The sequence below is a fragment of the Dickeya dadantii NCPPB 898 genome, assembly GCF_000406145.1.
Taxonomy (GTDB): Bacteria; Pseudomonadota; Gammaproteobacteria; order Enterobacterales; family Enterobacteriaceae; genus Dickeya; species Dickeya dadantii.
This window is the reverse complement of the sequence record NZ_CM001976.1, coordinates 4,535,581-4,556,239: the sequence shown is the minus strand read 5'-3', so window position 1 is coordinate 4,556,239 and position 20,659 is coordinate 4,535,581. Positions and strand designations below refer to the sequence as shown.

Sequence of the window (20,659 nt, the reverse complement as noted above, 5' to 3'; positions counted from 1 at the left end):
CTTACTACACTACCTGCGGATTATGGATGTGTAAACATCTGGACGGCTAAATGGGAATTCAAGCATGGCAATTTTAAATCACACTCTCGGTTTTCCGCGCGTCGGTCTGCGTCGTGAACTGAAAAAAGCACAGGAAAGCTATTGGGCAGGGAACAGCACGCAGGAAGCGCTGCTGACCGTGGGTCGTGAGCTGCGCGCCCGCCACTGGCAACAGCAGAAAGACGCCGGCGTGGAACTGCTGCCGGTGGGCGATTTTGCCTGGTACGACCATGTGCTGACCACCAGCCTGCTGCTGGGGAACGTACCTGCCCGTCACCAGAACGCGGATGGTTCCGTCGATCTGGATACCCTGTTCCGTATCGGCCGTGGCCGCGCACCGACCGGTGAGCCGGCTGCCGCCGCTGAAATGACCAAATGGTTCAACACCAACTATCACTACATGGTGCCGGAATTCACCAAAGGCCAGCAGTTCAAGCTGACCTGGACCCAACTGCTGGATGAAGTGGACGAAGCGCTGGCGCTGGGCCACAAGGTGAAACCGGTGCTGTTGGGCCCGGTGACCTACCTGTGGCTGGGCAAAGTCAAAGGCGAAGCCTTCAACCGTCTGGATCTGCTGAACGCGGTGCTGCCGGTGTACCAGCAGGTGCTGGCCGAACTGGCTAAGCGCGGCATCGCGTGGGTGCAGATTGACGAGCCGCTGCTGGCGCTGGAGCTGGACGCCGAATGGAAAGCCGCCTTCAAACCGGCTTACGACGCGCTGCAAGGGCAGGTGAAACTGCTGCTGACCACCTATTTCGACAGCATCGGCCAGAATCTGGACGTTATCAAAGCGCTGCCGGTACAGGGTCTGCATGTCGATCTGGTGCACGGCAAAGACGACGCCGCGGCGCTGAACGTGCAGCTGCCGGCTGACTGGGTGCTGTCGTTGGGCGTGATCAACGGCCGTAACGTATGGCGCGCCGATCTGGCGAGCTGGTTCGAGCGCCTGCAACCGTTGCTGGGCAAACGTGCTCTGTGGCTGGGCAGCTCCTGCTCCCTGTTGCACAGTCCAATCGATCTCAGCGTCGAAACCCGTCTGGATGAGGAAGTGAAAAGCTGGTTCGCGTTTGCGATTCAGAAGTGTCAGGAACTGGCGCTGCTGACCCGCGCGCTCAACAGCGGCAACGGCGATGAGCTGGTGGCGTACAGCGCGCCGATCCGCGCCCGCCGGACTTCCACCCGCGTTAACAACCCGAATGTGGCGAAGCGTCTGGCGGCGATCACCGCGCAAGACAGCCTGCGTCAGAACCCGTACCCGGTACGCGCCGACGCACAGCGTGCGCGTTTCAACCTGCCGGCCTGGCCGACCACTACCATCGGTTCATTTCCGCAGACCACCGAAATCCGCAGCCTGCGTCTGGACTTCAAACAGGGTCGTCTGGATGGTCAGAACTACCGTATCGGCATCGCCGAGCACATCAAACAGGCGATTGTGGAACAGGAACGTCTGGAACTGGACGTACTGGTGCACGGTGAAGCCGAACGTAACGACATGGTGGAGTATTTCGGCGAGCATCTGGACGGCTTTGTGTTCACCCAGAACGGCTGGGTGCAGAGCTACGGTTCCCGCTGCGTGAAACCGCCGGTGGTGATTGGCGACATCAGCCGTCCGGAGCCGATCACGGTCGAGTGGGCGAAGTATGCCCAGTCGCTGACCGACAAGCCGGTAAAAGGCATGCTGACCGGTCCGGTCACCATTCTGTGCTGGTCCTTCCCGCGTGAAGACGTCAGCCGTGAAACCATCGCCAAACAGATTGCGCTGGCGCTGCGCGACGAAGTGGCGGATCTGGAACAGGCCGGCATCGGCATCATCCAGATTGACGAACCGGCGCTGCGTGAAGGTCTGCCGCTGCATCGCTCCGACTGGGCGGCGTATCTGGAGTGGGCTGTTGACGCGTTCCGCCTGAATGCGGCGGTAGCGAAAGACGACACCCAGATCCACACCCACATGTGCTACTGCGAATTCAACGACATCATGGATTCCATCGCGGCGCTGGATGCGGACGTGATCACCATCGAAACCTCGCGTTCCGACATGGAACTGCTGGAATCGTTCGAAGAGTTCGAGTACCCGAATGAAATCGGCCCAGGCGTGTACGACATTCACTCGCCGAACGTGCCGAGCGTAGAGTGGATTGAAGCGCTGCTGCGCAAAGCGGCTCAGCGTATTCCGTCCGAGCGCCTGTGGGTGAACCCGGACTGCGGCCTGAAAACCCGCGGCTGGCCGGAAACCCGTCAGTCGCTGGCGAATATGGTGGAAGCGGCGAAGCGTCTGCGCGAAACCGCCGCGTAAGTTAACTGAAAACGGTGATGGGGAATGGCGCGAAGGATGGCAGGACGCGCATGAACCACAGGATGTGACAACAGGACAGGGGCATTCCGTATCACCGCCAGAAATGACTAAGGGAGACGATAGCGTCTCCCTTTTTACTGCCAGCCCTAAACCACTTCCCAAGGCGGTGGTGATGGTTAGTGCATTTCGGCATCGGCGGAAAACTACCGAAGGATATGCCGCATCAGCGCGAAAGAGGCTTGGCCTAACCGGCAAAGTGGATCAGCACGCCGGAAAACGTATGGTTTACCGCGCCGGTGATGCCGTCACCTGTGACCGTCGCCGCACCGCTGTTGCCGCTGGCCGGGTCATAGGCATACAGGCCGGTGGTATCACGCACGATGGCGATCCAGTGGTTGCCGCTGTCGACCAGAACAAGGTAATAGCCGTTGCTTCCCAGCAGATCCTGCAATTTATCCGTTTTCTTCTCCTGTACGCTGGCTGTCGTACCGATACGCGTGATTTCTGACGGGATCAGCGGCGCCAGCGCTGCCGGAATAGCCGACGTATGTGTAACCTGGGCGTTGGCAAATCCTCTGGCAATCCCCAGCGCTACAAGGGTTGACGGCAGAGAACGCGGGTCGGTTCCCTTGAACAATGCGGGATAGGCCGTTGGGAGATGGGCCTGTGCCTGAATGACTTCGTTGTAAATATCGCTTCCTGCCGGGCTATTGAGCGGGCCGGTATTCTTCGCATTAATTAATGCCGCCAATGAAAAGGCGCCGCAGGATTCACTGCCTGTCGGCTGTTTCTCTGTGTACTGGGCAAATACATTGGGCATAGGGATTCCTCATGTGTTTGTGAGTCATGGTGCGTCGGTGTGACGCGACATGCTGGGGATGATGCGAACGGAAGCAGCGAATCGTCGCTGTCTCAATGTCGCTGCCCCAATGAGGAGCATAAAAATGCGCTGGTTGCGGCGCGCGGGTGGAAAAACGATATCGCCCGTTAAAATGCGCCTTTGCGTGGGTTAAAAAATGCGAGGAAGTTAACCGTGGTATGCGTAGTGCGTAGTGCGCGTTGCGTATGTTTCGTACTCATTGCGTATTGATAACGCACATCGCGCATTAGGGCGGATGAAAGCGGAATGCCGGATTCCGCTTTCATCCGAAAACCGATTACACCACGCCGTAACGGGCGAACCACTCCAGCATCCGTTGCCAGCCGTCTTTGGCGGAGGCTTCGTGGTAAGTCGCGCGGTAATCGGCATGGAAGGCGTGATCCGCTTCCGGATAGACCACGATCTCCGCATCGGCATTGACCGCCCGTAACGCCTGACGCATGGTTTCCACCTGCTCCAGCGGAATGCTCTTATCCTGCCCGCCGTACAGGCCCAGCACCGGCGCGCTCAGGTCTTTCGCCACATCCACCGGATGCTGCGGCGAGGTCAGCGTTTTTTCGGCGACCAGCTTGCCGTACCAGGCGACCGCGGCTTTTAACTGCGGATTGTGCGCGGCGTACAACCAACTAATGCGGCCGCCCCAGCAGAAACCGGTGATCGCCAGCCGGCTGGCGTCGCCGCCCTGACGCACCGCCCAGTGCGCGGTGTGGTCGAGGTCGGATAGTATCTGGTTGTCCGGCACCGTGTTGACCAGTTCGCGCATCAGCGTCGGAATGTCGCCGTACTGTTGTGGATCTCCCTGTCGGAAATAGAGCTCCGGCGCGATCGCCAGATAGCCTTGTTTAGCCAGTCGCCGACAGACATCGCGGATGTGTTCGTGCACGCCAAAGATTTCCTGCACCACCAACACAATCGGCAGCAGGCCGGCGGCTTTTTCCGGTTTGGCGATATAAGCGGGCAGGTTGTCGCCCTGCGAAGGGATGGTGGTTTCGCCGGCAACCAGCCCGGTGGCGTCAGTACTAATCGCGGAAGAAGCCAGCGGCATGACGGCTGGCGAAAATGCCCGTGTGGTCTCTCTGAGAGTCAGTAGCTCATCGGTTTTCATTGCCTTTCCTTTATCAAGACTGGAGTCTGTCAGCGGGATGATACCGCCCCCCGCGTTAAGCAAGTGTAGGAACTTTGTAGTGTATTGCGAATACCGGCGACCAGATAGGGCAATCGGTGCCACGCCTGTGCTACGCAATGTCGGGTGATTACAACCTGAATTGTGATTAATATCACAATATTAATGTAAATAGACGTTTGTTACTTTCCAATCAGCGACGCACTTCACTTAACAGCCGCAGTGCGTGCGCTAAGATCGTTCTGTACCTGACCGTTGCCTGGAGGCGCTTATGTCCGATGTATTTCATCTCGGTTTAACAAAGCAGGATTTACAAGGGGCCACGCTGGCGATTGTGCCCGGCGACCCGGCCCGGGTGGAGAAAATCGCCCGGTTGATGGAGAACCCGGTATTTCTGGCATCGCATCGGGAATTCACCTCCTGGCGCGCGGAACTGGCGGGCAAGCCGGTGATTGTCTGTTCCACCGGTATCGGTGGCCCGTCGACGTCGATCGCGGTAGAGGAACTGGCGCAGCTGGGTGTGCGCACTTTCCTGCGCGTCGGCACCACCGGCGCCATTCAACCGCATATCGCGGTCGGCGATGTGCTGGTGACTACGGCGGCGGTGCGTCTGGACGGCGCCAGCCTGCACTTTGCGCCGCTGGAATTCCCGGCGGTGGCGGATTTCGCCTGTACTTCCGCCCTGGCGGAAGCGGCGCGTGAAGCGGGAACGACGCTGCATGTCGGCGTGACGGCTTCTTCGGATACCTTCTATCCGGGTCAGGAGCGTTACGACACCTATACCGGCCGCGTGGTGCGCCGTTTTCAGGGGTCAATGGCGGAATGGCAGAGCATGGGCGTGCTGAACTATGAAATGGAGTCCGCCACGCTGCTGACCATGTGCGCCAGCCAGGGGCTGCGTGCCGGCATGGTGGCGGGCGTGATTGTGAACCGCACCCAGCAGGAAATTCCCGATACCGCCACGATGCAGAAAGCGGAACACGCGTCCGTCAACGTGGTGCTGTCGGCGGCCCGCAAACTGCTGAGCGCCTGAGTGTGATTCAACCGCCAGGCGATATGTCCGGCGCGTGCGGTACGAGACAGCCGCGTCCTCGTACCGCTTTTTCAGTTTCCGTGGGAATTTCCCCACGCGCGGTTCATCTGTATGCCCGCCTTCATGCTAATTTAATTGTCAGGTCTGATAATACGAGCTGGTTTCCATCATCCGACGGTGAGTTAACCGTAACCACTCAGCAGCGATAGCCCAGTCTTGATAGCTTGGCATTCATAACTCAGTGCATTCATGACTCAGCGTTGATTACTCGACATTATAACTACAGGGAAAAATATGACTTTAACCTCATTACTGCATCCCTCGTTGCTGCCGCTTGAAGGTGGCGTCAATTTCCGTGATCTGGGGGGAATCCGCGTGGCGGACGGGCGCCAGGTCCGCCGTGGCAGGCTGTTTCGCTCCGGCGCGCTGGACATGCTGAGCGAACGCGACATCGACCATCTCGCCAGTGTGCCGGTGGCGCATGTGGTGGACTATCGCGATCAGGATGAAGCCTCGCAGCGACCCGACCGATTGTGGTCCGGCGCCCGTTATCATCAGGTTTCCGCCAATCCGCTGCGGCATGAAGTTACCGCCAGCCTGGAAACGCTGGGCTCGGAAAAGCTCGAAGCGTTCGATTCCCGCGCCTTTATGCTGGAGCTGTACCGCCGCCTGCCGTTCGGCAATCCGGCCTACCAGCATCTGGTGGCGTTGCTGCGCCAGCCTGACGATGGCGCGCTGGTGCAGCATTGCGCGGTGGGCAAGGATCGTACCGGCATTGGTTCCGCGCTGGTGTTGTTCGCGCTGGGCGCGGATGAGCAAACGGTGATGGAGGATTATCTGGTCACCGAATCCACCCTGATTTCATTCCGTCGCCAGTTGCTGGAAGACCTGGCGTCGAGCCTGAGCGAAAAGGCGCTGAAACGCTTTGATTTCGTGCTTTCCGCCCGCGAAGAGTTTCTGGTGACCGCGCTGCATACCATCCGCGAGCGACACGGCTCGGTGGATAACTGGCTGGAGCAGGATTACGGGCTGGACGCCTCGGCGCGGGAAGGGTTGCGGGCGAAGTATCTGGCGTGATGGGGTGAACGATTGCAGTAAAAACCGGGAGCGATGGCTCCCGGTTTCCGTGTTGTGCCGGCGATTAGCCGGTATTGCGCATCCCGGCGGCGACGCCGGCGATGGTGACCATCAGCGCCTGTTCCACCTGCGGGTCCAGTGTTTCCTGCTGGCGTGAACGGTGCAGCAGCTCCGCCTGCAGCACGTTGAGCGGGTCGGTGTAGACGTTGCGCAGCGCGATGGATTCGGCGATCCACGGCAAATCAGCCATCAGATGGTCGTCGTTGGAGATGGTCAGCACCGCTTTGATGTCTTTCTCCAGTTGCTCACGCAGCTGTTTGCCGAGCGACCACAGTTTCTCTTCCACCAGCCGCTGATCGTAGTATTCCGCCAGCCACAGGTCGGCCTTGGCGAATACCATTTCCAGCATACCGATACGGGTGGAGAAGAACGGCCAGTCGCGGCACATCGCTTCCAGCTGGTTCTGGTGACCGTCGTCGATCACTTTTTGCAGCGCGGCGCCGGCGCCCAACCAGGCGGGCAGCATCAGGCGGTTCTGGGTCCAGGCGAAAATCCACGGGATGGCGCGCAGGCTTTCCACCCCGCCGTTCGGCCGACGCTTGGCCGGACGTGACCCCAACGGCAGTTTGCCCAGTTCCAGTTCCGGCGTGGCGGCGCGGAAGTAGGGCACGAAATCCGGGTTTTCCCGTACGTAGCCGCGGTACATGTCGCAGGAAATGCGCGACAGCTCGTTCATGATGTGATGCCACTCCTGCTTCGGCTCCGGCGGCGGCAACAGGTTGGCTTCCAGAATGGCGGACGTGTAGAGCGACAGGCTGCTGATGGTGACTTCCGGCAGGCCGAACTTAAAGCGGATCATCTCGCCCTGTTCGGTGACGCGCAGGCCGCCTTTCAGGCTGCCCGGCGGTTGGGAAAGCAGCGCGGCGTGAGCCGGCGCGCCGCCGCGGCCAATCGAACCGCCGCGACCGTGGAACAGCGTCAGCGCGATGCCGTATTTCTCGCAGGTCTTGATCAGTGCGTCTTGCGCGCGGTACTGCGCCCAGGAGGCCGCCATTACCCCGGCGTCTTTGGCGGAGTCGGAATAGCCGATCATCACCATCTGCTTGCCCTGAATGAAGCCGCGATACCAGTCGATGTTGAGCAACTGGATCATGACGCTGTCGGCGTTATTCAGGTCGTCCAGCGTTTCGAACAGCGGCGCCACCGGCAGCGCGTACGGACAGCCGGCTTCTTTCAGCAGCAAATGCACCGCCAGCACGTCGGACGGGGTGCGCGCCATCGAAATCACGTAGGCGGCGATGGAGTCGCGCGGGGTTTCGGCGATCACCCGGCAGGTTTCCAGCACTTCCTGGGTGTCGGCGCTCGGTTCCCACTGACGCGGCAACAGCGGACGCTTGGAGTTGAGTTCACGGATCAGGAACGCCTGCTTGTCGGATTCCGACCAGCTTTCGTAGTCTCCCAGCCCCAGATAGCGGGTGATTTCCGCCAGCGCGTCGGTGTGACGGGTGCTTTCCTGACGCACATCGATACGCACCAGCGGCACGCCAAAGCAACGTACCCGGCGCAGGGTATCGAGTAACTGGCCGTCGGCGATGATGCCCATGCCGCAGGCATGCAGCGACTGGTAACAGGCGTACAGCGGTTCCCATAACTGCTCGTTGGTGACCAGCAGATCTTTGGGCGGCACTTGTTGCCCGCCTTTCAGACGCGCGTCCAGATAATCCAGGGTAGCGGTCAACTGTGCGCGCAGCGCTTTCATCAGTTCGCGGTAGGGTTCCTGCACCTCGTCGCCGCCTGCCAGCTGTTGCAGCTCCGGCGTACAGGTGGTCATCGACAGTTCGGAAACCAGCACCTGTACGTCGCGCAGGAACAGGTCCGCGGCTTTCCAGCGGCTTAGCAGCAGCACGCGGCGAGTGACTTCAGAGGTCACGTTCGGGTTGCCGTCGCGGTCGCCGCCCATCCAGGAGGTGAAGCGTACCGGCACCGAATCTACCGGCAGACGGTAGCCCAACTCTTTACCCATCTGCTCGTCGAGTTCGCGCAGAAACGCCGGCACCCCTTCCCACAGGCTATTTTCCACCACCGCGAAGCCCCACTTGGCTTCGTCCACCGGCGTCGGGCGGATTTTGCGGATTTCATCGGTATGCCAGTATTGGGCGATCAGCTGGCGCAGGCGGCGCATGATCTGGTGGCGTTCATAATCGGCCAGATCGTCGTGATCGAGCTGCTTGAGGCAGGTATTCACTTCAACCAGTTTGTGGATCAGCGTACGGCGGGTGATTTCGGTCGGGTGCGCGGTCAACACCAGCTCGATGGAGAGCGACTCCACCGCGTCGCGGATGTCTTTATCGCTCAGGTTGTCGCGGCTTTTCAGGCTGCGAAACACCGTCGCCAGCGCTTCCGGGTTACTGGCCGCTTCGCCGTGCGGAGAGATACTGTGGTATTGCTCGGCGGTGTTGGTCAGGTTAAGGAACTGGCTGAATGCGCGGGCGACCGGCAGCAGTTCATCGTTGGACAGGTTCTGCAGTGTGGTCAGCAGTTCCTGACGGTGTGTTTCGCTGCCGGCCCGCGAGGCTTTGGACAGCTTGCGGATTGTTTCAACACGCTCAAGGATATTGGCGCCCAGCGCATCCTTGATGGTGTCGCCGAGTAGTTTACCCAGCATGCTGACATTGCTCCGCATGGCGGAATATTGTTCATTCATAGTTACCCTGACCCATCTCTTGATTTTGTAAATTTATTACACACAAAAATTGTGTGGTTACTGTCTGTTATCTAGCCACGTTCGCCATTGTTCGTCAATGAACGTCCCTTAATCCCTACAGTTGTACCCGTTTAACCGGTGCAAAGGCAATTTGTGAAATTTAATTACAAAAGCTTGCAGATAAGTGACTCTTATCTTAGAGCGACGGAGAAGGCAAGGGCGGCGAAAGAAGGAAGGCAATAAAAAACGCGTTGCCTGACGGTGACTGCCGGGCAACGCGCTGAGATCAATGCTGACAGAAGTGATGCACCAACTGAGTAATCAAGGTGCGCGTCGGTTTGATGAACGACATGTCGATAAATTCATCCGGCTGATGCGCCTGATTGATCGAGCCGGGGCCGAGCACCAGCGTCGGGCACAGTTCCTGAATGAACGGCGCTTCGGTGCAGTAATTCACCACATCGGTCGGCTGCCCCACCAGTTTTTCCACCACCTGCGCCAGATGATGATCCGCCGGGCATTCGTAGCCCGGAATCGGCGGGTGCAGTTCGCTGATGGTCAGGCGTCCCGGCCAGCGCTCGCTGACCGGCGCCAGCGCTTCGCTCAACAGGCCGTTGAGATCGCTCAGCGTCATGCCCGGCAGCGGGCGGATATCCATGTGCAGGTCGCAGCAGGCGCAGATGCGGTTAGCGGCGTCGCCGCCATGAATGTGGCCGAAATTCATGGTGGGGTAAGGAATGTGGAACGCCGGGTTGTGATAGCGCTGTTGCAGCGTATTGCGCAGCACCATCAGCTCGGAAATGGCTTCGTGCATCAGTTCGATGGCGTTGACGCCGCGCGACGGATCGCTGGAATGGCCGGACTGGCCCTGAATACGAACGACATTCGACATATGGCCTTTGTGGGCGCGCACCGGCTGCAGTGACGTCGGCTCGCCGATAATGGCGCAGTCCGGGCGAATTCCGGTCGATTCGGAGAAATACTTGGCGCCCGCCATTGTCGTTTCTTCATCGGCGGTAGCCAGAATGTACAGCGGTTTGGTCAGCTTACTGGCATCCACATCGCGCAGCGCATCGAGAATAAAGGCAAAAAAGCCTTTCATGTCGGCGGTGCCGAGCCCGTAGAGCTTATTGTCGTGTTCGGTCAGGGTGAACGGGTCGCGGGTCCAGCGGCCGTCGTCGAACGGCACCGTGTCGGTATGGCCGGCCAGCAGCAGCCCGCCGCTGCCTTCTCCCAGACGGGCCAGCAGGTTGAATTTGTTAAACGTGCCGGGCACCGGCTGCACGTCGACATGAAAACCCAGATCGCCAAACCATCCCGCCAACAGATTGATTAAGGTCTCATTGCTTTGATCCAGGGCGCGCTCGGTGGCGCTGATGGACGGGGTGGCGATCAATGCCCGGTACAGCTCCATAAAAGGGGGTAAATTCATCTTCACTGTTGACAGCCTCTGGGTTAGGATAGTATCAATATTCATGCATTAATTGTGAATAAAAATACAATAATGCCGGACGAAATGAAATCATAAGCTGTGCGGCGATGCGAGATTGTCGCATAATCGTTTCTTCTGGCTTTGGTGGGTGAACGGCGTGGCCGCGCTGATGAGCCTGCTCCCTGTTCCACCTATCTGGCAATAAAGGTATACCGAACTCATGCTGAATACGTTGATCGTTGGTGCAAGTGGCTATACCGGCGCTGAGCTGGCCCTGTACCTGAACCGTCACCCGCAGATGAACATAACCGCTTTGGCGGTTTCCGCGCAAAGCGTTGATGCGGGAAAACGCATTTCCGACCTGCATCGCCAGCTTAAAGGCATTATTGACTTACCGGTACAACCGCTGACCGACGCGGCCGACGCCGCCAAAGGCGTGGACGTGGTGTTTCTGGCCACCGACCATAAGGTGAGTCACGACCTGGCGCCGCAGTTCCTGAGCGCCGGCTGCACCGTGTTCGATCTTTCCGGCGCGTTCCGCGTGCAGGACCCTGAATTCTACACCCGTTACTACGGCTTCGAGCACCAGCATACCGACTGGCTGGCGCAGGCGGTGTACGGCCTGGCGGAATGGCAGGCGGACGGCATCAAGCAGGCGCAGCTGATCGCGGTGCCGGGGTGTTATCCGACCGCGTCCCAGCTGGCATTGAAACCGCTGGTGGAAGGCGGCCTGCTGAACCCGAACCAGTGGCCGGTGATCGACGCCACCAGCGGCGTCAGCGGCGCTGGTCGTAAAGCGAGCATGACCAACAGCTTCTGTGAAGTCAGCCTGCAGCCGTACGGCATCTTCAACCATCGCCATCATCCGGAAATCGCTACTCATCTCGGCATTCCGGTGATTTTCACCCCGCATCTGGGCAACTTCCCGCGCGGCATTCTGGCTACCATCACCTGCCGTCTGCAGCCGGGCGTTACCGCGCAGGACGTGGCGGAAGCCTACCACAACGCCTACCATGATAAACCGCTGGTGCGGTTGTATGAAAAAGGCGTGCCGGCGCTGAAATCGGTGGTCGGTCTGCCGTTCTGCGATATCGGCTTTGTGGTGCAGGACGAACACCTGATCGTGGTCGCCACCGAAGATAACCTGCTCAAGGGCGCGGCGGCGCAGGCTGTGCAGTGCATGAACATTCGCTTCGGTTTCCCTGAAACCCAATCTTTACTCTGATGACACCCTGAGGCGCAAAGACCGATGAATCCGTTAATTATCAAATTAGGCGGCGTATTACTGGATAGCGAAGAGGCGCTGGAGCGCCTGTTCACCGCGCTGGTGACTTATCGCCAGCAGCATCAGCGTCCGCTGGTGATCGTGCATGGCGGCGGCTGTCTGGTAGACGACCTGATGAAGAAGCTGTCGTTGCCGGTGGTCAAGAAGAACGGGCTGCGCGTGACGCCTGCCGACCAGATCGACATCATTACCGGCGCGCTGGCCGGTTCCGCCAACAAAACCCTGCTGGCCTGGGCGATTCGTCACGGCATCAACGCCGTGGGCCTGAGTCTGGCGGATGGCGGCAGTACGGTGGTCACGCAACTGAACGACGAACTGGGGCACGTGGGTAAAGCCGAAGTCGGCTCTCCGGCGCTGCTCAACACCCTGCTGAATGCCGGTTATCTGCCGGTCATCAGTTCCATCGGCATCACCGCCGGCGGCGAACTGATGAACGTCAACGCCGACCAGGCCGCCACCGCGCTGGCGCAGACGCTGGGCGCCGACCTGATCCTGCTGTCCGATGTCAGCGGTATTCTGGACGGCAAAGGCCAGCGCATCGCGGAAATGACCGCCGGTAAAGCAGAAGATCTGATCGCGCAGGGCATTATTACCGACGGCATGATCGTCAAGGTCAATGCGGCGCTGGACGCGGCGCGCGCGCTGGGGCGTCCGGTGGATATCGCCAGCTGGCGCCACGCCGAGCAGTTGCCGGCGTTGTTCAACGGCGTGTCCATCGGCACCCGTATTCTGGCGTAAACCGCGAACATCAAACACGTTTTCTCCCGGCGAAAACCGCAGGAGAGACACGGGCAGTTCAATGGCGGGTCGGACAGGAGTCGGCCTGCCTTTATCAAAGAGACCGGGAGTGTAGTTATGGCTTTGTGGGGCGGACGGTTCACGCAGGCGGCAGATCAACGTTTTAAACAGTTCAACGATTCACTGCGGTTTGATTACCGTCTGGCGGAGCAGGACATCATCGGATCCATCGGTTGGTCCAAGGCGCTGGTGACGGTGAACGTACTGAGCGCTCAGGAACAGCTGCAACTGGAGCAGGCGCTCAATACGCTGCTAAAAGAGGTGCAGGCGGATCCCGAGGCTATCCTGCAAAGCGATGCGGAAGACATCCACAGCTGGGTGGAGCAGAAGCTGATCGAGAAAGTCGGCGATCTGGGCAAGAAACTGCACACCGGGCGCAGCCGTAACGATCAGGTCGCTACCGATCTGAAACTGTGGTGCAAGGCGCAGGTGAGCGAGCTGGCGCAGGCGATTCGTCATCTGCGCGCCGCGCTGGTCGCTACCGCTGAAGCCAATCAGGACGCGGTGATGCCGGGGTATACCCACCTGCAGCGCGCACAGCCGGTAACCTTCGCCCACTGGTGTCTGGCCTATCACGAAATGCTCTCGCGTGACGAAAGCCGTCTGGAAGACACGCTCACGCGTCTGGACGTCAGCCCGCTGGGATGCGGCGCGCTGGCAGGTACCGCGTACCCTATCGACCGCGAGCAACTGGCCGGCTGGCTGGGCTTTGCCTCGGCGACGCGCAACAGTCTGGACACGGTATCCGATCGCGATCACGTGCTGGAACTGCTGTCCGATGCGTCCATCGGTATGGTGCACCTGTCGCGCTTCGCCGAAGATTTGATTTTCTTCAACAGCGGCGAAGCGGCGTTTGTCGAGCTGTCCGACCGCGTTACCTCCGGCTCTTCGCTGATGCCGCAGAAAAAGAACCCGGACGCGCTGGAGCTGATCCGCGGCAAGTGCGGCCGGGTGCAGGGCGCGCTGGCCGGCATGCTGGTGACGCTGAAAGGCTTGCCGCTGGCGTACAACAAAGACATGCAGGAAGATAAGGAAGGGCTGTTCGACGCGCTGGACACCTGGCACGACTGCTTGCTGATGGCGGCGCTGGTGCTGGAAGGCATCCAGGTGAAACGTCCGCGCTGTCAGGAAGCGGCGCAGCAAGGCTACGCCAACGCCACCGAACTGGCCGACTATCTGGTCGCTAAAGGCGTGCCGTTCCGCGAAGCGCACCACATCGTCGGCGAGGCGGTAGTGGGGGCCATTCGTCAGGGTAAAGCGCTGGAAGCGTTGTCGCTGGCGGATCTCAAACAGTTCAGCGCCGTAATTGAAGACGATGTGTATCCGGTGCTGTCGTTGCAGTCCTGTCTGGAAAAACGCGCCGCGCAGGGCGGGGTATCGCCGGAGCAGGTCGCACGCGCCATCGCCGACGCAAAACGGCGTCTGGCGTAGTCTCTGCGATAAGTTACAGAACCGGCCCCTGGGCCGGTTTTGTTTTTTCTGTCGCCTGCTTTCTGAAGTCGGCTCGCATTTTCTCGTTTGACAGCGGCTTTTTCGGCCGATTTCTCGCGTAACCTCTGGACATATATACAGCCTCATTTTACCTTGGCGGGCAGTGGTACACATAACCCGGAGGCGGTGTGGAGATCTCCTTGTTTTATGGCGTCGGCGGTGGCGTGGTTGGTCTGTTGCTGGGCTGGCTGGCCGCCAGCCTGTGGCAGCAGCAGCGTCAGGCGCGGCATGACACCGAATTGCAGTTGCAACAGCAGGCGCTGGAGCAGACGCGCCAACAGCTGATTGAAAGCCAGCAGATACGGCTGCAGGACCAGCAGCGGCTGGATCAGCAGACGCAGGAATTGCGCACGCTGCACGGCCAACTGGCGGCCGGCGAGGAAAAATTGCGGCAACTGGCGGAGCTGCGGGAAGAGTGCCTTCAGCTTAATCAGGAATTGCGTGCGCTGCGCGAAGCCAACGGCGCGCAGGAAGCGGAACTGCGCGAAGTGACGATCCGTCTTGAAGAAACCCGGCTGGCGGCGGAAGAAAAGCAGCGGTTGTTGATGAACAGCGAACAGCGGTTGTCCACCCAGTTTGAAAACCTTGCCAATCGCATCTTTGAACAGAACGGGCACAAAGTGGATCAACAAAATCAGCAGAGCATGGAAAAGCTGCTGACGCCGTTGCGCGAACAGCTGGACGGTTTTCGCCGTCAGGTGCAGGAGAGCTTTGGCGCGGAATCGAAGGAGCGGCATACGCTGGCCCATGAGATCCGTAACCTGCAACAGCTTAACGCCCGTATGGCGCAGGAAGCCATCAACCTCACCAACGCGCTGAAAGGGGACAACAAAACCCAGGGCAACTGGGGAGAAGTGGTGTTAAGCCGGGTGCTGGAAAGCTCCGGGTTGCGCGAAGGGCATGAATATGACACCCAGGTCAGCGTGCAAACCGGCAACAACAGTCGCCTGCAACCGGATGTGATCGTCCGGCTGCCGCACGGCAAAGATGTGGTTATTGACGCCAAAATGTCGCTGGTGGCCTATGAGCGCTATTTCAACAGCGACAACGAGGCCGAACGGGCTGCGGCGCTAAACGAGCATCTGCTGTCCATCCGCAATCATATCCGGCTGCTGGGCAGCAAAGACTATCAGCAACTGCCGGGGTTGCGTTCGCTCGACTATGTCCTGATGTTCATCCCGGTCGAGCCGGCGTTCCTGGTGGCGATCGACCGCCAGCCTGATCTGATTACCGAGGCATTGCGTCACAATATTATGCTGGTCAGCCCCACGACTTTGCTGGTAGCGTTACGGACGATTAACAATCTCTGGCGTTACGAGCAGCAAAGCCGCAATGCGCAACTGATCGCCGAACGGGCGTCCCGGCTGTATGACAAACTGCGTTTGTTCGTTGATGACATGGCCGCGCTGGGGCAGGGGCTGGATAAGGCGCAGGCCGGTTACCGTCAGGCGATGAAAAAGCTGGCGTCCGGGCGCGGCAACCTGATCGGTCAGGCCGAAGGGTTTCGTGCGCTAGGGGTGGAGATTAAGCGGCCGGTCAACGTGCCCGTAATGCAAGACGAACCGTTGGCGTATGATGAGCTGCCCGCGCTGTCGCAGGATCTGGATGACGATGCGGCTGAACGCGGTATGGATGATGTGCCAAACGGCACGGCGGTATGATGTTGATCAGGTTCGATGTTCAGGGTGAAAAGAAGGGCGGTCGCTTTTAGGCGGGGTCTGTTACACTCTCTGTCCATTAATGCTACCCATTAATGGGTAACAAGATCCTGAAGTTGAAAAAGCAGGCGGATAACATGGTAGACGATTCGGAAAAAACGACACATTTTGGTTTTCGCACGGTGGCTAAAGACGATAAGGAAGCCATGGTAGCGGGTGTTTTTCATTCTGTGGCGGCCAAGTATGACCTGATGAACGATCTGATGTCGTTTGGTATTCACCGCATCTGGAAACGGTTTACCATCGAATGCAGTGGTGTGCGCCGCGGTCAGCGCGTGCTGGACCTGGCTGGCGGCACCGGTGACCTGACCGCTAAATTCTCCCGTCTGGTGGGGGATGAAGGCGAAGTGGTGCTGGCGGATATCAACGCGTCGATGCTGAAAGTAGGGCGCGAGAAACTGCGTAACCTCGGCGTGGTGGGTAATATCAGCTATGTTCAGGCTAACGCCGAAGCCCTGCCGTTCCCGGAAAATTTTTTCGACTGCATCACTATTTCGTTCGGTTTGCGTAACGTAACCGAAAAAGAGAAGGCGTTGCGTTCCATGTATCGGGTGTTGAAGCCCGGCGGTCGCCTGCTGGTGCTGGAGTTTTCGAAACCAACCGTGAAAGCGTTGAGCAAGGTATACGATGCTTACTCTTTCCATGTGCTGCCCCGCATTGGCGAAATGGTAGCCAGCGACGCCGGCAGCTACCGCTATCTGGCGGAGTCTATCCGTATGCACCCGGATCAGGAAACCCTGAAAGGGATGATGGCCGAGGCCGGTTTTGACAGTGTGGACTACTTCAATCTGACCAGCGGTATCGTGGCGCTGCATCGCGGATTTAAATTCTGAGTTGGATACTCCCATGTTGATAATGCCTGTGTTGACGGCGGCCCTGGAAACAGCGCTCAACCAGCTGTTGTTCCGTGACCGGAGCATGAAAGCCGCCCGTCAGCGTTTGCACGGAAAAACGTTGCGAGTTGAAGTGGCGGAGCTGGATACGCCGTTGGTATTGGTTTTCTCTGAGCACCGTCTCGATGTCATGAGTCAGTGGTCGGCGCAGCCGGATTGTTTATTGCAGACCCGTCTGTCGGCGCTGGTGAAACTGCGCGACCGGCAGCAATTGTCGGCGTTGATGCGCAGTGGCGAACTGGTGCTGGAAGGCGACATTCAGGTTGCGCAGCAGTTTGTTACCCTGCTGGATCTGGCGGAGTTTGACCCGGCGGAGTGGCTGTCGCCCTGGCTGGGCGATGTAGTGGCGGAAGGGTTGAGTCAGGCCGCTGGCAACGTGGCTGGGATGCTGATGCGTTCAGCGTGCCGCCGGCAGCAGGCGTTGTCGGAAACGGTGACCGAGGAGTGGCGTCTGGCGCCGGGCAAACTGGAAGGGCTGTGGTTTGCCGATGAAGTGGACGCGCTGGCGCAGTCGGCGGAAATCCTGTCCAACCGGCTGGCAAAACTGGAGGGAGCGCCATGACGCCGGGAGAATTATTTCGGTTGTACCGGATCATCGGGGTACTGCTGAGCTATGGTCTGGATGAACTGATTCCGCGTATTCCTATGACGACGCCGCTGCGTCTTTGGCGTTGCCTGTGGTTCTGGCTGCCGAATCGCCACAAGGACAAACCATTGGGCGAGCGTTTGCGTCTGGCGCTGCAGGAGCTGGGTCCGGTGTGGATCAAGTTCGGTCAGATGATGTCGACTCGTCGTGACTTGTTCCCCCCCGCTATCGCCGACCAACTGGCGATGCTGCAGGATCAGGTGGAGCCGTTTGACGGCGAACTGGCCCGCCGGCAGATTGAGACGTCGATGGGTGGAAAACTGGAAACCTGGTTCGATGATTTTGACGTTAAGCCGCTGGCGTCGGCGTCGATTGCCCAGGTGCATACCGCCAGGCTGAAAACCACCGGCAAAGACATTGTCATCAAAGTCATTCGCCCGGATATTCTACCGATCATCAAGGCAGACATGCGGCTGATGAATCGTCTGGCCGGCTGGCTGCCGATTCTGCTGCCGGATGGGCGTCGTCTGCGGCCGCGCGAAGTGGTGCGCGAGTATGAAAAAACGCTGCTGGATGAGCTGAACCTGCTGCGTGAAGCCGCCAACGCCATCCAACTGCGGCGAAACTTTGAAAACAGCCCGATGCTGTATGTGCCGGAAATCTATTCCGATTACTGCACCGAGCAGGTGCTGGTGATGGAGCGCATTTACGGCATTCCAGTGTCGGATGTGGAAGCGCTCAAACGGCATGGTATCAATATGCCGCTGCTGGCCGAGCGCGGCGTGCAAGTCTTTTTCACCCAGGTGTTCCGCGATAGCTTTTTCCATGCCGACATGCATCCCGGCAATATCTTCATCAGCTACGAGCATCCGGAAGACCCGCAATATATCGGCATTGACTGCGGTATTGTCGGTTCGTTGAATAAAAACGATAAGCGCTATCTGGCGGAAAACTTTATTGCCTTTTTCAACCGCGATTACCGCCGCGTCGCCGAGCTGCATGTCGACTCCGGCTGGGTTCCGCAAGACACCAATGTAGAAGAGTTCGAGTTCGCTATCCGCACCGTCTGCGAGCCAATATTTGAAAAGCCGTTAGCAGAAATTTCTTTCGGTCATGTATTATTGAACCTCTTTAATACGGCGCGTCGCTTCAATATGGAAGTGCAACCCCAACTGGTGCTGCTCCAGAAGACGTTACTGTACATTGAGGGAGTGGGGCGCCAGCTCTACCCGCAGTTGGATTTGTGGAAGACGGCCAAGCCTTTTCTGGAAACCTGGCTGAAGGATCAGGTTGGATTGCCCGCCATGTTGCGCGCATTTAAAGAGAAAGCGCCGTTTTGGGTGGAAAAACTGCCTGAGATTCCCGAATTGTTCTATGACGGTTTACGCCAGCATAAGATGCTGAAGCAGAACATGGAGCTGTTGACCAGCGAGCTGCGGACACAACGCACCCGCCATGGTCGGGCCCGTTATCTGCTGGGTGTCGGGGCGACGCTGCTGTTGAGCGGGACGATACTGTTGGTCAGTCAGGTGGAGGCCGATGTCGTACCGGCCGGTCTGATCGCCGCCGGTTTTTTGGCCTGGATTGTCGGCTGGCGTTGCACCCGTTGAACAAGTGCCTCATCAGGCACCTGACGGTTCCTGATGAACGTGTCACATGAATTCCTTTTGAGTAAAGAGGTAAGCACAGTATGGGCGGTATTAGTATCTGGAATCTGTTGGTTATCGCGGTGATCGTGGTACTGCTGTTCGGAACCAACAAACTAAGAACCCTGGGCTCCGACCTGGGCGCGTCAATTAAGGGCTTCAAGAAAGCGATGAGCGACGATCAGCCCGCTGCCAACGACGACAAGCAGCAGGACGCTGACTTTGCGACCAAATCCATTTCGGAGCAGAAGCCGCAGGCCAGTCAGGAAGAGAAAAGCCAGCATAAAGAGCAGGTGTAACCGGTGTTTGATATCGGGTTTAGTGAACTGCTGCTGGTGATGGTGATCGGTCTGGTGGTGTTGGGGCCTGAACGCCTGCCGGTAGCGGTAAAAACCGTGGCGGGATGGATTCGCGCGCTGCGCTCGCTGGCAACGACAGTACAGAATGAGCTGGCGCAGGAGATGAAACTGCAGGAATTGCAGGACAGCCTGAAGAAAGTCGAGCAGGCCAGCCAACTGCAGAATTTGTCGCCGGAGCTCAAAGCGTCGATGGATGAACTGAAAGAGGCTGCCGAAGCGATGAAGCGCCCTCACAGCATCAAGCTGGATGGCGGCGACGCGCCGGAACATGTCCCGCTTGCCGATCCTGAAGCGGCGCACGATGGCGTTCTGGAAGCCGAGCGCAATGTCGGGCCAACGCCTGCGGTCACCGCGACTTCCGCTGTGGAGCCGGCGATGCGCGGCGATACAATGACGGCGGCACCGCCGACAGCGCCGGTGTCTGCAGATGCGGCACCCGCCAGCAATGCCGAAAGCAAGGGCAAATCTGAACCGACGGCGTCAGTGTCTTCTTCCCAACCTTCTGGTGATCGTTAACCTATGGCTGTTGATCAAACCCAACCGCTGATCAGCCATCTGATCGAACTGCGCAAGCGGTTGTTGAATAGCATTATCAGCGTGCTGGTGGTGTTTCTGGCGCTGGTCTATTTCGCTAATGACATCTATCAGTTCGTCTCCGCGCCGCTCATCAAACAGTTGCCGGCCGGTGCCAGTATGATTGCGACCGACGTGGCATCGCCGTTTTTCACCCCGATCAAGCTTACGCTAATCGTGTCGGTGTTTTTGTCCGCGCCGTTGGTGCTGTATCAAGTGTGGGCGTTTGTGGCCCCGGCGTTGTACAAGCATGAGCGGCGGCTGATGATGCCGTTGCTGGTGTCCAGCAGCCTGTTGTTCTACATGGGGATGGCGTTCGCCTATTTCGTCGTCTTCCCGCTGGCGTTCAGCTTCTTTGCCCAGACCGCGCCGAAAGGGGTGCTGATTGCCACCGATATCAACAACTACCTCGACTTTGTGATGGCGCTATTCATGGCGTTCGGCGTGTCGTTCGAAGTACCGGTGGCGATTGTGCTGCTGTGCTGGAGCGGGGTGGTGACGCCGGAGAGCCTGAAACAGAAGCGGCCCTACGTGCTGGTGGGCGCGTTCGTGGTTGGCATGCTGCTGACGCCGCCGGATGTGTTCTCCCAGACTCTGCTGGCGATCCCGATGTATTTGCTGTTTGAGATCGGGGTGTTTTTCGCCCGGTTCTACGTCGGTAAGCGACGCCGGACGGACGAGGAAGAAGACGTGGACGAGTCTGCGCCGTCTTCCTGAGTGGCGTCTCGC

General features: G+C 58.9%; 17 protein-coding genes. 13 read left to right on the top strand and 4 right to left on the bottom strand.

The genetic code is table 11. The features are described from left to right. Positions 1-64 precede the first annotated feature (64 nt). Positions 65-2,332, top strand: coding sequence for a 5-methyltetrahydropteroyltriglutamate--homocysteine S-methyltransferase (gene metE, locus DDA898_RS20445; protein ID WP_038912209.1), 2,268 nt, complete (start codon positions 65-67; stop codon positions 2,330-2,332). 244 nt (positions 2,333-2,576) lie between these two features. On the opposite strand, the gene DDA898_RS20440 is transcribed toward metE, so the two are convergent. Both DDA898_RS20440 and DDA898_RS20435 read right to left on the bottom strand, forming a co-directional pair. Continuing rightward, complete coding sequence (locus DDA898_RS20440) at positions 2,577-3,152, bottom strand: hypothetical protein (protein ID WP_038912208.1); 576 nt, start codon at positions 3,150-3,152, stop codon at positions 2,577-2,579. A 337-nt stretch (positions 3,153-3,489) separates the two neighbouring features. Next, the gene (locus tag DDA898_RS20435; protein WP_038912207.1) at positions 3,490-4,317 is read right to left on the bottom strand and encodes a dienelactone hydrolase family protein; all 828 of its coding nucleotides are present in this window, start codon (positions 4,315-4,317) and stop codon (positions 3,490-3,492) included. A gap of 289 nt (positions 4,318-4,606) precedes the next feature. On the opposite strand from DDA898_RS20435, the gene udp reads away from it, so the two are divergent. Continuing rightward, on the top strand, positions 4,607-5,368 hold the full coding sequence (gene udp / locus DDA898_RS20430) for a uridine phosphorylase (protein WP_038912205.1): 762 nt from the start codon (positions 4,607-4,609) through the stop codon (positions 5,366-5,368). Between the two features lie 294 nt (positions 5,369-5,662). Then, positions 5,663-6,445 carry a tyrosine-protein phosphatase gene (locus DDA898_RS20425; RefSeq protein ID WP_038912204.1) on the top strand — a complete coding sequence of 261 codons (783 nt, stop codon included), beginning with the start codon at positions 5,663-5,665 and terminating at the stop codon, positions 6,443-6,445. A gap of 64 nt (positions 6,446-6,509) precedes the next feature. On the opposite strand, the gene ppc is transcribed toward DDA898_RS20425, so the two are convergent. Then, the gene (gene ppc, locus DDA898_RS20420) at positions 6,510-9,149 is read right to left on the bottom strand and encodes a phosphoenolpyruvate carboxylase (protein ID WP_038912203.1); all 2,640 of its coding nucleotides are present in this window, start codon (positions 9,147-9,149) and stop codon (positions 6,510-6,512) included. A 286-nt stretch (positions 9,150-9,435) separates the two neighbouring features. Beyond that, the gene (argE, locus tag DDA898_RS20415; protein ID WP_038912202.1) at positions 9,436-10,587 is read right to left on the bottom strand and encodes an acetylornithine deacetylase; all 1,152 of its coding nucleotides are present in this window, start codon (positions 10,585-10,587) and stop codon (positions 9,436-9,438) included. Between the two features lie 214 nt (positions 10,588-10,801). Between argE and argC the strand changes: the two genes are divergently transcribed. The 10 genes from argC (at position 10,802) to tatC (ending at position 20,647) form a co-directional block, all read left to right on the top strand. Then, the gene (gene argC / locus DDA898_RS20410; RefSeq protein WP_038912201.1) at positions 10,802-11,806 is read left to right on the top strand and encodes an N-acetyl-gamma-glutamyl-phosphate reductase; all 1,005 of its coding nucleotides are present in this window, start codon (positions 10,802-10,804) and stop codon (positions 11,804-11,806) included. Between the two features lie 24 nt (positions 11,807-11,830). Then, the gene (gene argB, locus DDA898_RS20405; protein WP_038912200.1) at positions 11,831-12,604 is read left to right on the top strand and encodes an acetylglutamate kinase; all 774 of its coding nucleotides are present in this window, start codon (positions 11,831-11,833) and stop codon (positions 12,602-12,604) included. 117 nt (positions 12,605-12,721) lie between these two features. Next, positions 12,722-14,095, top strand: coding sequence for an argininosuccinate lyase (argH, locus tag DDA898_RS20400; protein ID WP_038912198.1), 1,374 nt, complete (start codon positions 12,722-12,724; stop codon positions 14,093-14,095). Positions 14,096-14,283: 188 nt separating this feature from the next. Continuing rightward, positions 14,284-15,816, top strand: coding sequence for a DNA recombination protein RmuC (gene rmuC, locus DDA898_RS20395; RefSeq protein ID WP_038912196.1), 1,533 nt, complete (start codon positions 14,284-14,286; stop codon positions 15,814-15,816). Between the two features lie 134 nt (positions 15,817-15,950). After that, positions 15,951-16,706 carry a bifunctional demethylmenaquinone methyltransferase/2-methoxy-6-polyprenyl-1,4-benzoquinol methylase UbiE gene (ubiE, locus tag DDA898_RS20390; RefSeq protein WP_038902804.1) on the top strand — a complete coding sequence of 252 codons (756 nt, stop codon included), beginning with the start codon at positions 15,951-15,953 and terminating at the stop codon, positions 16,704-16,706. A gap of 13 nt (positions 16,707-16,719) precedes the next feature. After that, positions 16,720-17,328, top strand: a complete 609-nt coding sequence (gene ubiJ / locus DDA898_RS20385; protein ID WP_038912195.1) for a ubiquinone biosynthesis protein UbiJ — start codon at positions 16,720-16,722, stop codon at positions 17,326-17,328. After that, positions 17,325-18,962 (top strand): ubiquinone biosynthesis regulatory protein kinase UbiB, encoded by a 1,638-nt coding sequence (ubiB, locus tag DDA898_RS20380; protein WP_038902306.1) that lies wholly within the window; start codon positions 17,325-17,327, stop codon positions 18,960-18,962. The genes ubiJ and ubiB overlap by 4 nt, the downstream gene beginning before the upstream one ends. Before the next feature lie 80 nt (positions 18,963-19,042). Beyond that, complete coding sequence (tatA, locus tag DDA898_RS20375) at positions 19,043-19,297, top strand: Sec-independent protein translocase subunit TatA (protein WP_013319898.1); 255 nt, start codon at positions 19,043-19,045, stop codon at positions 19,295-19,297. Between the two features lie 3 nt (positions 19,298-19,300). Continuing rightward, on the top strand, positions 19,301-19,873 hold the full coding sequence (gene tatB / locus DDA898_RS20370; RefSeq protein WP_038912194.1) for a Sec-independent protein translocase protein TatB: 573 nt from the start codon (positions 19,301-19,303) through the stop codon (positions 19,871-19,873). Between the two features lie 3 nt (positions 19,874-19,876). After that, positions 19,877-20,647 carry a Sec-independent protein translocase subunit TatC gene (gene tatC, locus DDA898_RS20365; RefSeq protein ID WP_038912193.1) on the top strand — a complete coding sequence of 257 codons (771 nt, stop codon included), beginning with the start codon at positions 19,877-19,879 and terminating at the stop codon, positions 20,645-20,647. Positions 20,648-20,659 lie beyond the last annotated feature (12 nt).